The sequence below is a fragment of the Pseudomonas sp. AC193 genome (assembly GCF_979258075.1).
The window spans coordinates 1,316,049-1,330,332 of sequence record NZ_OZ409832.1 but is presented as its reverse complement, the minus strand read 5'-3'; the positions used below and the strand labels follow the sequence as shown (position 1 = coordinate 1,330,332).

Annotated in this window: 13 protein-coding genes; 5 read left to right on the top strand and 8 right to left on the bottom strand. The window is 59.8% G+C overall.

All coding sequences use genetic code 11. The features are described from left to right. Nucleotides 1-44: 44 nt before the first annotated feature. From ACZZ0D_RS06255 to ACZZ0D_RS06235, 5 genes are all read right to left on the bottom strand, one after another. Nucleotides 45-2,471: a TonB-dependent siderophore receptor gene (locus tag ACZZ0D_RS06255; protein WP_463552701.1), complete on the bottom strand. Its 2,427-nt coding sequence runs from the start codon at nt 2,469-2,471 to the stop codon at nt 45-47. A gap of 98 nt (nt 2,472-2,569) precedes the next feature. Continuing rightward, the gene (locus ACZZ0D_RS06250) at nt 2,570-3,553 is read right to left on the bottom strand and encodes a FecR family protein (RefSeq protein WP_463552700.1); all 984 of its coding nucleotides are present in this window, start codon (nt 3,551-3,553) and stop codon (nt 2,570-2,572) included. An 88-nt stretch (nt 3,554-3,641) separates the two neighbouring features. Next, entirely contained in the window at nt 3,642-4,133 is a 492-nt protein-coding gene (locus tag ACZZ0D_RS06245; RefSeq protein WP_053121954.1) for a sigma-70 family RNA polymerase sigma factor, read from the bottom strand. Between the two features lie 253 nt (nt 4,134-4,386). After that, nucleotides 4,387-4,785: a hypothetical protein gene (locus ACZZ0D_RS06240; protein ID WP_463552699.1), complete on the bottom strand. Its 399-nt coding sequence runs from the start codon at nt 4,783-4,785 to the stop codon at nt 4,387-4,389. 174 nt (nt 4,786-4,959) lie between these two features. Next, nucleotides 4,960-6,120, bottom strand: coding sequence for an MFS transporter (locus tag ACZZ0D_RS06235; RefSeq protein ID WP_463552698.1), 1,161 nt, complete (start codon nt 6,118-6,120; stop codon nt 4,960-4,962). Between the two features lie 98 nt (nt 6,121-6,218). Between ACZZ0D_RS06235 and ACZZ0D_RS06230 the strand changes: the two genes are divergently transcribed. The 3 genes from ACZZ0D_RS06230 (at nt 6,219) to ACZZ0D_RS06220 (ending at nt 9,781) form a co-directional block, all read left to right on the top strand. After that, nucleotides 6,219-6,983 carry an AraC family transcriptional regulator gene (locus tag ACZZ0D_RS06230; protein WP_463552697.1) on the top strand — a complete coding sequence of 255 codons (765 nt, stop codon included), beginning with the start codon at nt 6,219-6,221 and terminating at the stop codon, nt 6,981-6,983. A gap of 96 nt (nt 6,984-7,079) precedes the next feature. Further along, nucleotides 7,080-8,189 (top strand): HlyD family secretion protein, encoded by a 1,110-nt coding sequence (locus ACZZ0D_RS06225; protein ID WP_463552696.1) that lies wholly within the window; start codon nt 7,080-7,082, stop codon nt 8,187-8,189. Next, on the top strand, nt 8,186-9,781 hold the full coding sequence (locus ACZZ0D_RS06220) for a DHA2 family efflux MFS transporter permease subunit (RefSeq protein ID WP_426619621.1): 1,596 nt from the start codon (nt 8,186-8,188) through the stop codon (nt 9,779-9,781). Before ACZZ0D_RS06225 ends, ACZZ0D_RS06220 begins: the two co-directional genes overlap by 4 nt. Before the next feature lie 151 nt (nt 9,782-9,932). Here ACZZ0D_RS06220 and ACZZ0D_RS06215 read toward each other — a convergent pair whose 3' ends face one another. Beyond that, a complete protein-coding gene (locus tag ACZZ0D_RS06215) occupies nt 9,933-10,373 on the bottom strand; it encodes a carboxymuconolactone decarboxylase family protein (RefSeq protein WP_129391721.1) in 441 nt (146 codons plus the stop codon). Between the two features lie 187 nt (nt 10,374-10,560). Between ACZZ0D_RS06215 and ACZZ0D_RS06210 the strand changes: the two genes are divergently transcribed. Then, entirely contained in the window at nt 10,561-10,860 is a 300-nt protein-coding gene (locus tag ACZZ0D_RS06210; RefSeq protein WP_159815834.1) for a hypothetical protein, read from the top strand. A 156-nt stretch (nt 10,861-11,016) separates the two neighbouring features. On the opposite strand, the gene ACZZ0D_RS06205 is transcribed toward ACZZ0D_RS06210, so the two are convergent. Both ACZZ0D_RS06205 and ACZZ0D_RS06200 read right to left on the bottom strand, forming a co-directional pair. Further along, entirely contained in the window at nt 11,017-12,585 is a 1,569-nt protein-coding gene (locus ACZZ0D_RS06205) for a sensor domain-containing diguanylate cyclase (protein WP_053121966.1), read from the bottom strand. 312 nt (nt 12,586-12,897) lie between these two features. Beyond that, nucleotides 12,898-13,563, bottom strand: coding sequence for a ribonuclease T2 (locus tag ACZZ0D_RS06200; protein ID WP_463552695.1), 666 nt, complete (start codon nt 13,561-13,563; stop codon nt 12,898-12,900). A 165-nt stretch (nt 13,564-13,728) separates the two neighbouring features. On the opposite strand from ACZZ0D_RS06200, the gene ACZZ0D_RS06195 reads away from it, so the two are divergent. Continuing rightward, nucleotides 13,729-14,199, top strand: coding sequence for a hypothetical protein (locus ACZZ0D_RS06195; protein WP_159815491.1), 471 nt, complete (start codon nt 13,729-13,731; stop codon nt 14,197-14,199). Nucleotides 14,200-14,284 lie beyond the last annotated feature (85 nt).

The window sequence follows — 14,284 nt, the reverse complement described above, 5'->3', positions numbered from 1 at the left end:
TGCATTCCCACGCGGAGCGTGGGAACGATCAGTTATCTTATGCTTTAAAACCCAACGCTGGCCTGCACAAAGAACGTCCTTGGCGCGCCCACATACATCCCCGAATTGTTATCGCTGGAGCGGGTGAAATACTGCTTGTCGAAGATATTCTTCACCCCCGCGCCCAACTTCAAATTCGACACCTGCGGCCCGAAGTCATAGCCGCCACGCACGTTCCAGGTCACGTAACCCGGAATGTCGCCGTACTGCCCGTCCGCCGTGCCTTCGGTGATGTAGTTGCCGTTGAAGCTGCCATCGGCGTTGACACCGGTACCCGGCGAACGCTGTTTCGACTGGGCAAAGCCGTCGATGTTGTACGTCCAGCGGTTGATGTCGTAACGCAAACCGACGGTCGCCACCTGACGCGAATAGAACGGCAGATCACGGCCCTTGAAGCCCGGAATCTCGCCTTCATACGTAGCGCGGGTGTAGGTGAAACCGGCGTTGGCGGTCAGGCCATCAAGGCGCGGATCCAGCGCCGCCATGTCGTAATGCACCGACGCTTCAAGGCCCTGGTGTTTTGTCGCACCGAGATTCGTCCAGCCGACATCGTTGCTGATGTATTGCAGTTCGTCATCGAAGTCGATGTAGAACAGCGTCACTTCACCGCCCCACACGTCATCGTTGTAGCGTGTGCCGATTTCGTAGGTCTTGGCCTTTTCCGGCTCCAGACCGTTGGCGGTCTGATCACCCGAACCGCCCTGCCCCAGCTGAAAATACTGCAGGCTGCCAAACGACGTTTCGTAGTTGGCGAACAGTTTCCACGCGTCCGACAGGTGATACATCACGCTCAGCGCCGGCAGCGGTTCGTTGCTTTCGATGCTGCGGTTTTTCTCCGGTACGCGTTTGCCAGCGGTGTCGAGCACGGCGCGATCATGCCAGTCAGTGCTGATGTGTTCGAAGCGAATACCCGGCGTGATCGTCCAGTTGCCGACGTCGATTTTGTTATCGACGTAGACCGAGTTGGCCTCGGTGCCGCCGGTGCGATCCTGGAAGACGTGGCCATCAGACGTCGGCGTTACGACAGGCTGATTGTTGACCAGCGCCAGACGACTCGATTGCTCGTGCATCGCCTCTTTCAAATAGCGATAACCGACGCTGACTTCCTGGCTGGTCGGGCCGACATCGAAGACCCGCGATACCCGTGGTTCGATGCCCAGCGTGTAGTAGGAACGCGGGTACGAGCTGAGGGTTTTCTGGTCGCGGGCGGCGATGGTGCTGCCGCGAAAACTGTCGGTGTAATAGGTCAGCACTTCGGCCTGGGTGCGCTCGTCGATCTGGCGAATCCACTTGAACGACATGTCTTTGCGACGGCCGCTGAATTGGTCGTAGTCGCGTACCGAGTCGTACGGCTTGTCGTCGTATTGTTTCTGCGTCAGGCCGCCGGGCATGTCGGCGCTGGCGTCGTAGTAGTGAAAGTTGAGGCTGAAGTCGTCCTGATCGGTCGGCGCCCAGTGAGTCTTGAGCAGCACGTCGTCGATGTCGTTGCCGTTGTTGCGCTCGCGGTAACCATTGCCATTGACGCCGGAATACAACAACGCCACGCCCATGCCGTTGTCGGCCGTGCCGCCAAGGAACGCGGTGTCGATGTGTTTCCAGCCGCCGTACTGGGTGGTTTCCAGGGTGGTGCCGATTTCACCGGTGGCTTTTTCCGGGATCGCGCGGGTAACGAAGTTGATCACGCCGCCGACGTTTTGCGGCCCATAACGCACGGAACCGGCACCACGAACCACGTCGATGCTGTCGAGGTTACCGGATGAAATCGGTGCCATCGACAGTTGTGGTTGACCGTACGGCGCGAACGCTGCCGGCACGCCGTCGATCAACACCGTGGAGCGCGGCGACAGGCGCGACGTCAGACCACGCACGCCAACGTTCAACGAAATATCGCTGCCGCCGGTGCCGTTGGAATCCTGCACCTGCACGCCCGGCACACGCTTGAGCACGTCGCTGACGTTCATCGCACCTTGCTCGACCATGGCTTCGCGGCGAATCACCGTGCGTGCGCCGGGGTGGTTTTGCACCACGGCGGCGTCGGCATCACCGAGCCAGTCGCCGACTACTTTGATGTCGGTCACGCCCAGTTCCAGCGGGCCGTTGGTCGCAGCGGAAGTCGCAGCGGGCGACAGCGTTACCGAGCCTTCGTTGATCTGATAATCCAGACCGCTGCCTTGCAGCAACTGACGCAGCGCCTGCTCCGGGGAGATGTCGCCATCGACGGCCGGGGCTTGTTTGCCGGCGACCAGATCAGGGCTGAAAAACACCTGCAGCGAGGTTTGCTGGCCCAGTTCGCTCAGCGCCTGACCCAATGGCTGGGCGCGGATATGAATCGCTTCGCCAGCAAAAGCCAGCGGCATCGCAGCGTTGACCGCGAGCGCGAGGGCCAGCGGCAACCAAGGGGATTTTTTATTGTGGGCAGTGGTGGTCTTCACGTCGAACGTAGTCCTGTGGATCGCAAGAGTGTGCGGCTGTTAATGCAAACCAGTTGCAGTTGAACAGGAAGACGATGAACTCGAAAAAAACCTGAATTTTATTTTGAAATTATTTCCTGACTGCCATCCGCATGGGTGCGAACGGCCACTGGCAGGATGCTCGGCAAGGCTTTGAGCAAGGCTTCGGTGTTGTCGGATTTGAACACGCTGGTCAGGCGCAGACTGGCCACCGCAGGGTTGCTGACGGTCAGCGGCTTCTCGCGATAACGCGATACTTCCGCGGCCACTTCGCTGAGGCTGGCGTTGTTGAACACCAGTTTGCCGCTGCGCCACGCTGTGAGTTCTGCGGGGTTGACCGCGTAGGCGACAGCGACTTTGCCTTGGGCATCGACGTAGGTACCGAGGCCTGCGGTCAGGCTGATGAAGTCGTTGTCCGGCGCATTGTGGCCCTGCACTTTCACCGTGCCCTGCTCCACCGCAACGCGGGTTTGCGTGACGTCGCGGCGCACATCGAAACGGGTGCCGGTGACCGTGACCTTGCCGCTGCCGGCCTCGACCACGAACGGTCGCGAGGTGTCGTGCTCAACGCTGAACATCGCCTCGCCTTCGCTCAATTCGATCAATCGGCGATCTTTTTCGAAGCGCACCTGCAAGCGGCTACGGCTGTTCAGATCGATCACCGAACCGTCCGGCAGCGCTACGTGTTTGCGCTCGCCCAACGCGGTGCTGAATTCGGCGCGGTAACCGCCCGAATGATTCAAACCGCTGAACAGACCGAGGCCGAGCGCCACTGCCACCACACTCGCGGCCACGGCATAACGTAACAACGGACGTCGTTCGCGGCGCGCCGGTGGAGTTTCAACCAAGGCTTTGAGGCGTGGCGCCGGCAGTAAATCAGCGGCCGTCCACAGGCCTTGAAGCAACTGGAATTCGTCACGGTGCTGCGGATGCTCATTCAGCCAGTCGTCAAAGCGCTGCTGCTCGTCGGCACTGACCACTGGCTCCTGCAAACGCACAAACCAGCGAGCTGCATCATCGCGCACCGTTGTTTGCCCGCACGCGCAATCACGAGTATCCATCATGGAATGTCCTGTCCGGCCGGGAATATAAAGACACACAGCCCCCTGTAGGAGCTGCCGAAGGCTGCGATCTTTTCAACGACACACACCATCACGACTGCAACCCGTCCAGGCGATCACGCAAATGCCGCAGGGTGCGGATCATATACTTTTCGACCATGTTCTTGGACAGGCCCAGGCGTTCGGCGATTTCCGCCTGGGTCAGGCCTTCGATCTTCTGCCAGACGAAAATTTTCCGGCAATTGACCGGCAGCTCACTGAGCGCCCGCTCGATGGAGTCGGCCAGCTGGATCGCATGCATGTAATGCTCCGGGTCGCCGGACGACGACGCACTGTGATCGATCGCCTCCGACTCCATGGCACCCCGCCGATCCTCACGCCGATAACCGTCGACCGCGATATTGCGTGCGGTCTGATGCAAATACGCCCGAGGCTGCTGCACCGTCGCCGAATCCGATTCGAGCACCCGCACAAAGGTGTCGTGCGCCAGATCCTCGGCCTGCGCGCGGTTACGCAGGCGACGAGTCCAGGTGCCGATCAACTCTTCGTAATGCTCGAAAAAGCCGGGTCTGCGGGGACGCATGGGGGTATGGGCGGCGTGCTGAGGAAAGGAGCGTGAATAGTAATGCTTCCTATTAACCTCGGCAATTCATTCCTCTGCGTGCCGACGATGGACTGTTGTGCTGTGAACACACAACAAATGTGGGAGCGGGCTTGCTCGCGAAGGCGTCGGCACACATTGCATCGATGTGCCTGACACTCCGCTTTCGCGAGCAAGCCCGCTCCCACAGGAGATGTACTTGTCAAAGTGACGCTGCGCAAACTAACGGTGAATATTAGTGCCCAGGGCAATAGGCACCGTCACTATTGATCAGAACGACTCGAATACTCCCTAGCACAGGATTACCTTCGTCACGATTAATCACAACGCGCACGTTAGCAACACCGTCCATGATAGGTTTAATGCAGGTTGGGTAATCACCCACCGTTTCCTCCAAGTAGCCTTTGTTCATATCTTCTTCGTTAACAAATCGACCGATAATTTTTTCCGTACCTGGCAACTCTTCAGAATGGGTTGAACCGATCCATGTAGTCTGGATTGCATCTCCAAGCTTTAAACCTCGAGCTGGCCGGATTTCAAAGGTAACGCCTCTCGTCGGCGTGTCGGAGCTACAATTGATAAACTTTGTGCCGCTCGGATTTTCATAAGTCCGCAGAAAAGTGATCTCGCTCATTTTCTCATCTCCTTGAATTGGCGTTAACGTGGCGGTACGGTCGATATTGAGAAACAGAATTTGGCCATTCCCCACTGCTCCATTAGAGGCAAATACCGAACAACTAACTACTGTCAGAAGTAACAGGCAACCGAGATCAATTTGCTATTAAAAAAACTACTGTCATAACTTGAGTTAACGTGACGTTTCACCCGCCGTAGAAGTTCGATTGCTCCGGCTGTTTCCTGCGGTCAGCAGCAACGCCAGGGCGCTGCACACGATCAAGGTTTCGCCAAGCGCCTGCGACCAACCGGCAAGCATCAACCCCGCGCCAATCAACAGGTAATAGAACAGCCCCAACAACGCCCCGGCGGTACCCAATCGATCCGAATAATCAACCAGCGCCATCCCCAGAATATTCGGGATCGCCATACCGAACGCCAGCACGATCAGCAACATCGGCAGCACAAACGCCGCACTGTCCTGCAGCCACCAGACACCGAGTCCACCGAGCAAACCGCTGACAGCCGCGAGGCGAATCAACTGCATCGCCGCGACCCCGGCCTTCAACAAACGCTTGTTGAACCACGCGCCTAACCCCGAGCCCAGCGCGAGGATCACGCCGCTGTAGCCGAACAACGTGTCACTCAAGCCCAGCCGCTGAAACTGGAACGGCGCGAGGCTGTAATAACTGAACAGCGCCACATTGAACGAGGCAATCCACAACGCCGAACGCCAGATACCCAGGTCACGCAACATGCGCCCAAGGGTTTCAAACAGACTCACCGGCGGCAGTTGCTCCGGCCGGGTTTCCGGCAGGGTGTACATACTCCAAAGCAAGAGCAGCACGGCAAGCACTAGCAAAGCGCCGAGCACACCGCGATAACCAAAGGCCTGCACCAGACTGGCACCGCTGAACAAACCGATCGCCGGACTGGCGGCCAACGCGATGCCCATTATTGAAAAAACCTGCGCGAGTTCTGCGCCCTTGAAGCGGTCGCGCAATACGGTTTGCGTCACCACCGAGCCGACCGCCGCACCAAACGCCGCCACCGCTTGAACCGCTAACAACCCGGTAAAACTGCCAACCCGCAAGCCGATCACCGTCGCCGATGCATAGATCGCCAGCCCTGCAAGCATCGTTGGACGCCGGCCGATGCGATCGCACAACCGCCCCCACACCACCACGCCTACGGCAAACGCGAGGAAATACACCGATAAAGTTTGCGCCGCCGCTTCGGGGCCGACGTCAAACACCCGTCCGATATCGCCCAGCGCCGGGCTGTACAGGGTTTGCGCAATCTGCGGAAACATCAGCAGCGCGATCGCCAGCAGCAACAGATTTCTGTTGTTCATCCTTCGTAACTCCTCAAGTAAACCGCAGAGGAGTTTAAGAAGCGGCGACTGGCGTATTATCCGAATCCTGCCAACTTATCGCTGAAATCGGACAACCCATGGCCTGGCTCGATGCCGACGCAACGTTTGACGCTGACAGTTACCGCGCGCCGGTGATCGGCATCGCCGCGACCCTGGGTGATCACGATTCCGGCCTGCATCAACATCAACGCGGGCAACTGCTATTCACCCGTCAGGGTTGCACGCGCATCACCCTCGCCCAGCAATTGTGCCTGCTGCCACCGTCGCGGGCGGCGTGGATTCCGCCGGGCGTGAGTCATCGCGCGGTGATGCAGCACAGCGTCGATTACCGTTCGATCTACCTGACTGCCGAACTGTGCGTCGAGCTGCCGCAGCAAGTCTGCGTGATCGAAGTCAGCCCACTGCTGCGCGCCGTGCTGGAGCCGATCGCAACAGCGGATTTCGACACCGATTGGCAACAGGGCAAATTCGCCCATTTACTCGGTCTGTGCCTGAGCGAAATCGCCGAAGCGGCGCAGCAACCGATGCTATTGCCGCTGCCTCGGGACAAGCGTCTGGCGCCGTTGCTGACCACGCCGGAACGATTGCCCCCGGAGATGCAAACGCTGGAACAACAGATCGGCGCCAGCAGCCGCACGATCGGGCGGATCTTCCAGCGCGAAACCGGCATGAGCTATCAACAATGGCGTCAGCAATGGCGATTGATGCGCGCCATGGAATTGCTCGCCACCGGGCGCAGCCTCAGCTATTGCGGGTTCGAACTGGGTTTCGCCAGCGACAGCGCATTTATCGCTTTCTTCAAATCAATGACCGGCAGCACGCCCGGACACTGGCTCAAATAAACAACTGACGATCGGCATCCGAAATAAATTGCCAGCAAATATTACCTGCGTCATATTACGGCCGTAATAACGAACCATTTGCGCAGGTATTCCGCCATGACCAGCATGCCCACCCTCGAACCTGTTGCGATGAAGGCCAAGCCTCCCCTGCTTAAACGCGTGCTGCTTGCGGGCGTCGGTTTACTCGCGCTGATTTTCGCCGGCGTGTACGCCGTGCATTGGTGGGGCGCTGGACGTTTTCTCGAAGAGACCGACGATGCCTACATCGGAGGCGACGTCACGGTGATCGGGCCGAAAGTCGCCGGTTACATCGACGAAGTGCTGGTCAGCGACAACCAGCACGTCAAGGCCGGCGATGTGCTGATCCGTCTCGACGCGCGCGACTACCGCGCCAATCTGGCGAAAAGCGAAGGCGCGGTCGCCGCTGAAGAAGCGCTGCTGGCCAACCTCGACGCCACTGAACAACTGCAACAAGCGGTGATCGGCCAGGCCCGCGCCGGCATCGATGCGGCGGGCGCCGAAACCGCGCGTTCGCGGGATGACAACGCCCGCTACAAACGCCTGGTGACGACCAATGCCGTGTCGGTCGAAAGTGCGCAACGCGCCGACGCCACCTTCAAAACCGCGCAAGCCTTGAGCGCCCGCGCCCAAGCCGAGCTGCTCGCCGCACAACGCCAACTCGCGGTGATCGATACGCAAAAACAACAGGCCCGCGCCGCCCTTCAGCAGGCTCGCGCCGAACGTGATCTGGCGCAGTTGAATCTCGGCTACACCGAATTGCGTGCGCCGGTGGATGGCGTGATCGGCAACCGCCGCGCACGGGTTGGCGCCTATGCGCAGGCCGGTTCGCAACAACTGTCGGTGGTGCCGGCCAGCGGCTTGTGGGTCGATGCCAATTTCAAGGAAGACCAATTGGCGCGGATGAAACCCGGCCAACGCGTAAGCATCCGCGCCGATGTGCTGTCCGGACAGGAATTCCACGGTCGTCTCGACAGCCTCGCTCCCGCCACCGGCTCGCAGTTCAGCGTGTTGCCGCCGGAAAACGCCACCGGCAACTTCACCAAAATCGTTCAGCGGGTGCCGGTGCGCATCCTCCTCGACCCGGCGGACGGCGTGCTCGGCCACCTGCGCCCGGGGCTGTCAGTGACAGCAGAAGTCGACACCCGCGCCCAGCCTGAAACCAGCGCGGTGGCCGTCGCGCCATGAGCGCCGCCGCCCTCGCCGCCCCTGCGCAACCGTTCAACGCGGCGGACATGGCCACCGCGACCAAGGTATTCGCCTTCGCGACGATGTGCATCGGCATGTTTATCGCGTTGCTCGACATCCAAATCGTCTCCGCGTCGTTGCGCGATATTGGCGGTGGATTGTCCGCCGGCACCGATGAAACCGCGTGGGTGCAGACCAGTTATTTGATCGCCGAAATCATCGTGATTCCCTTGTCGGGCTGGCTGTCGCGCGTGTTCTCGACGCGGTGGTTGTTCTGCGCGTCGGCAGTCGGTTTCACCCTCGCCAGTCTGCTCTGCGGCATCGCCTGGAACATCCAGAGCATGATCGCTTTTCGCGCCCTGCAAGGTTTTCTCGGCGGCTCGATGATTCCGCTGGTGTTCACCACCGCGTTCTTTTTCTTCACCGGCAAACAGCGAGTAATCGCAGCGGCAACTATTGGCGCGGTCGCCTCATTGGCGCCAACCATGGGCCCGGTGATCGGCGGCTGGATCACCGATATTTCGTCGTGGCACTGGCTGTTCTACATCAATCTGGTGCCAGGGATTTTCGTCGCCGTGGCGGTGCCGATGCTGGTGAAAATCGATCAGCCGGAATTGTCGCTGCTCAAGGGCGCGGACTATCTGAGCATGGTCTTTCTCGCGCTGTTTCTCGGCTGCCTCGAATACACCCTCGAAGAAGGCCCGCGCTGGAACTGGTTCAGCGACCAGACGATTTTGACCACGGCGTGGATCAGCGGGCTCGCCGGATTGGCCTTCATTGGCCGAACCTTGCACGTGGCCAATCCGATCGTTGATCTGCGCGCCTTGAAGGATCGCAATTTCGCCCTCGGCTGCTTCTTTTCCTTTGTCACCGGCATCGGCCTGTTTGCGACGATTTACCTGACGCCGTTGTTTCTCGGCCGGGTGCGCGGCTACAGCGCGCTGGACATTGGTCTGGCGGTTTTCTCCACCGGCGTGTTCCAGATCATGGCGATTCCGCTGTACGCCTTTCTCGCCAATCGCGTCGATCTGCGCTGGATCATGATGGTCGGGTTGGGGTTGTTCGCGGTGTCGATGTGGGAATTCAGCCCGATCACCCACGACTGGGGCGCGGGGCAATTGATGCTGCCGCAAGCACTGCGCGGAATTGCTCAGCAACTGGCGGTGCCGCCGGCGGTGACATTGACCTTGGGAGGGTTGGCGCCAGCACGCTTGAAGCATGCCTCGGGCCTGTTCAACCTGATGCGCAATCTCGGTGGGGCGATTGGGATTGCGGCGTGCGCGACCATCCTCAATGACCGTACCAACCTGCATTTCACGCGGTTGGCCGAGCATCTGAACAGCAGCAATGAGGCGATGAATCAGTGGCTGGCGCAGGTCGGCGGCAACTTCGCCACGCTGGGCCAGAGCGGTGACGTCGGCGTCACCGCCAGCCTGCGCCAATTGTGGTTGCTGACGTACCGCGAGGCGCAAACGCAAACCTACGGCGACACCTTCCTGATGATCATGGTCTGCTTCGTCATCGCCACGGCGATGGTGCCCTTGATGCGCAAGGTGCAACCACCGGCCGCGCCGAGTGCGGATGGGCATTGATCAGAATTCGGGGCGCCTGCACTGTCCCCTGTGGGAGCGGGCTTGCTCGCGAAGGCGGTGTGTCAGTCAGCATTGTTGTACCTGATACACCGCCTTCGCGAGCAAGCCCGCTCCCACAGGGGTTATGTGTTGGGGGCTTATGTGTTGATAGTTAGGCTTGCGGGGTTTTGCGGAAGCCGACGGCCAGGCGATTCCAGCTGTTGATGGTGCTGATTGCCACGGTCAGGTCGACCATTTCTTTCGGGCTGAACTGCGCCGCGACGACTTCGTAATCTTCATCCGGCGCGTGGGTCAGGCTCAGTTGGGTCAGCGATTCAGTCCACAGCAGCGCGGCGCGTTCGCGGTCGCTGAAGAACGGTGCTTCACGCCATGCGGTCACGGCGAACAGACGACGCGGGGTTTCGCCGCCCTTGATGGCATCGGCGGTGTGCATGTCGATGCAGAAGGCGCAGCCATTGATTTGCGAAGCGCGCAGCTTGACCAGTTCAACCAGGGTCTTTTCCAGTGGCAGTTTGGAAACGGCGGTTTCGAGGGCGATCATCGCTTTCAGGGCGTCTGGGGAAGCGGTGTAGAAATCGGTACGAGCTTTCATGGTGAGTATCCGGGGGCGAGTGAATGTGTGACTACGGTAGTCCCGGCGCGGGGTTCGGCAAATAGCCAATATTCCAGAAGAACAGTAGGCCACTTGGCCACGCCGTCGACCGCTGGTCAGCCGACCGGCACCAACGCTCAAACGCGTCAGACCAATATCAGGTAAATCCCCTTTTTGGAGACGTACCATGAAGACGCGCACTTTCACTTCGTTAATGCTCGCCGGCCTGCTCGCCACGGCTTCGGCCGCCAGCTTCGCGGCCAACGATGGCGCTGACGCCACTGGCACCAAATCCGGCGCCACCAGCGGCTCGACCATGCCACCGGACAACACACCGGGCGCGCCTTCTGGCGGCAACGGTTCCGACGGCGCAGGTTCGGGCACCGGCACCAATGGCGGTTCCAGCGGTTCGGGCTCAGGCGCGGGCGGCGGCACCGGTTCGGCCGGCGGCGGGACTGGCGGTGCGGGCGGTGGCACGGGCGGCTGAACGAACAAGAGCCATCCGTGGTGAGCCATTGACGCCGATTCCATGTGGGAGCGGGCTTGCTCGCGAAGGCGGTGTGTCAGGTAGAAATTGTTTATCTGACACACCGCCTTCGCGAGCAAGCCCGCTCCCACAGGGGGTTTTGCATTGATTTGGGAGTTAGCGATCGGAGCGCATCAGTTCGGCGATTCCGCCGTCCAGCGATAACACCGCCGCGCGATTGCGCCCGGCATTTTTCGCTTGATACAACGCCGCATCAGCGCGGTGGATGAACGTTTCCAGACTGTCATTGCCGCTAGGAATAAACGCATAGCAACCCAGGCTCACCGTCAGATACCCGGTGGGCGAGCCGCTGTGGATGATGTGTTTATCGATCACGCTGCGGCGAATCTGCCCGGCAATCGCCAATGCGCCATTGATGTCGGTGTCCGGCAGCAACACCGCAAACTCTTCCCCGCCATAACGCACCGCCAGATCGGCCTTGCGCTGGCAGCAAGTCTTGACCACTTGCGCCACCTGCATCAGGCAATGATCACCGGCGACATGGCCGTAGGCATCGTTGTAGCGCTTGAAGAAATCGATATCGAGCATGATCAGGCTCACCGGACTCACCTGCCGTGCGCCACGGGCAAACTCAATCTCCAGCGAACGTTCGAACAAGCGCCGATTGGCCAGTCCGGTCAGGCTGTCGTGGGTCGCGATCTGCTCCAGCGCGAGTTGTGCCCGGCGCAGATTTTTCTCGATGCGCTCGCCGTTGCGCACCTGATGGATGAACACCCAGCCGAACAGCCCGACGCCCAGAATCACCAGCGCAATGATCACGCTGGACTGAAACGCGCGCTCGTACCAACCCTTGAGAATCGTGTCGCGCGACGACGCCGCCGCGACCACCAATGGATACGACCCCAGTTGCCGATAGCCATACAAACGCACGACGTCATCGACCACCGACCTGATCATCGCCGTGCCGGACTGGGCTTCCGGCAGCAACTTCTGATAAATCCGCCCCTGCGCCAGCGACGTACCAATGAGATTTTCTTCAAACGGTCGGCGCGCCAACAGCGTGCCGTCCGTCAGGCCGAGGAACATGATGCCGTTGTCGTCGAGGCTGAAGCTTTTGAAGAACTGATCGAAGTACGCCATCTTGATCCCGGCCATCAGCACACCCTGAAAATTGCCGGCGTGGTCATTGACGCGTTTCGAGATCGGGATGATCCATTCGCCGTTCTCACGGCTGCGAATTGCCGGGCCGATGTGCGCCAGCGTCGATTCATTCTGCTGATGAAACTTGAAGTAATCGCGATCGGCCACGCCGTTGCCACGGGGCAAATCGGCGAACGAAGTGATGATCCACTGGCCCTGTTTGTCGAAGAAAAAGATGCCGTGCAACTGCTCCATCTGCTGCACGCGCCGGGCGAAGGTTTTCTGCAAACGCGGCTTCTGCGTCGCGCCGTAACCGTCGTCCTCAATCCAGTCGACCAGACTGGTCATCACCAGATCGGCGGAGTGAAACGTGTCCTCGGCCTGTTGCGCCATCGCCCGGGTCAGGTTGCTCGATGCCACTTTCGCCACGGCCAGATCCTGACGCCGCGACTGCTCCAGTTGCAGGTAGAGCAAGCCGAACAGACACAGGCACACCGCAACGATAAACAGCACAGCCGCTTTACGCAGTGGCAAGCGCTTCAGCGCGCCGGGAGCCTGTTGCGGATCGTGAATGGGAATAGGCAAAAGCGTGTCCTGGGCAGGTACGACAAGGGCGTAGGCCCGAAACCCTTACGGTCTGAGCGTAGTCCACCGGGGTGCTCGGGGCAAACGCCACGATCCCGCCCCGTTGTATCGGCGCGCCGCGAATTAGGATGATCGCTGTTGGCAGATTTATTTTCGATTGCTTCTTTACGGTTAATCCATTCTGAAGCGCCAGACATCACACAACCCCCTGTGGCGAGGGGATTCATCCCCGCTGGGCTGCGAAGCGGCCCCAAAAAATCTCATGAGCGCTGAGCACTCAAGCAGGAGCAAGCGCCCTCACCACAGATGGCCTCAACGCTTCGGCGGCACCCGAATATCCCCCTTCCGACACTGCGTCCTCACCCCTTTGCCACACGCTGCAAAGCGCAAATCCTTGTCCAGACAAACACGCACCTCCGACAACTCCGGCCCGCTGCAAATCACCGCAATGCCATCCGCCGGAATCTTCGGATTACTTTTACGGAACAGATCAGCAATTTCCTGTGCCTTGAGGTAATAAGAATCGCCAAACGGCTGCAACTGCTCAGGGATGTTCACCGCCGCCAGCGCTTTGTCCGCCGCATCTAAGTAGCCCGTCGCACCGAGCCCGCTGCACGTGCCGTGCTTGCGCCATTCGTGATAAAGCAACTTCTGCGTCGGGAACAACGTCAGGCCTTTGCTACGTTGTTCAGCCGAAAGCTTGCTCAGCGGCGGACACGACTGCGGCCAGCCGCCTTGCGCATACTGTGGCCACAATCCATGCAAAACAAAGCCATAACCCTTACCGGAGCACTGCGCGTCATCCTTGTGCGTCAGGCAAAACGTCGGCGACCAGGACAGCGTCAGCAAGTAATAATCGAACGCCCCCGCCGCTGCTTCCGGCCGCTCCTTGTGGCTCGGCGACTGACGTGACGACATCAGCCCGATGCTACCGGCCGTCAGCACGATCAGCGCGAAAATTGTAAACAGCTTTTTCATGTACCCGCTCCCTGAGACGCCTGCGCCCGTGGTTTTCGATGCTGACCTGACGTGATTTGTAATGAATGAGGCACGCTGACAGCGCCGGCGCATGACGCAAGGCAAGGCCGTACGCCGCTGCAAGGTCTACGATTAACAGGCAGACATCAAACCAAGGGAACCGAAATGAGTAAAGCAGACGAACTCGCCGCGAAGCTCAAGCAAACCCGGCACACCCAAGCGGACGCGACGCTGGAGATCGATTGCTGGGCCAAACAAGTGGACAGCCTGTACCACCGCATCGAGGCGTGGTTGCAACCCGTGGCGGAAGTCGGCCTGAAGATCCGGCGCAACCCGACCCACGTGTGTGAAACCTCCCCGGATGGCGAGAGTCATGACTACGCGGTGGATCAATTGGTGATCGAAGGCAATGAGCACAGCCTTACGTTTGATCCGATTGCGCGGTTTACTGAGGACGGTGCGGGTCGGGTTCAGATCCTCGTGCCGGGCAGAGACACTTTTCTGCTGCGCACTGTTGACGAACATGGCGAAAGCCATTGGTGGATGCAGTCGATCGAAACCGGGCAACAGCTGGATGCGATTGCGTTGACCGAGAACAATTTGTTGTTGGTGGTGCAGGAAGGTCTGGGGCTTTGAAGCGAACGCCCAACCTGTCAAAACTGTAATCCCGCCCTCATACAACTGAAAGCCAGCGCTGGTTAGCCTCCCCGTCATGTGTCAA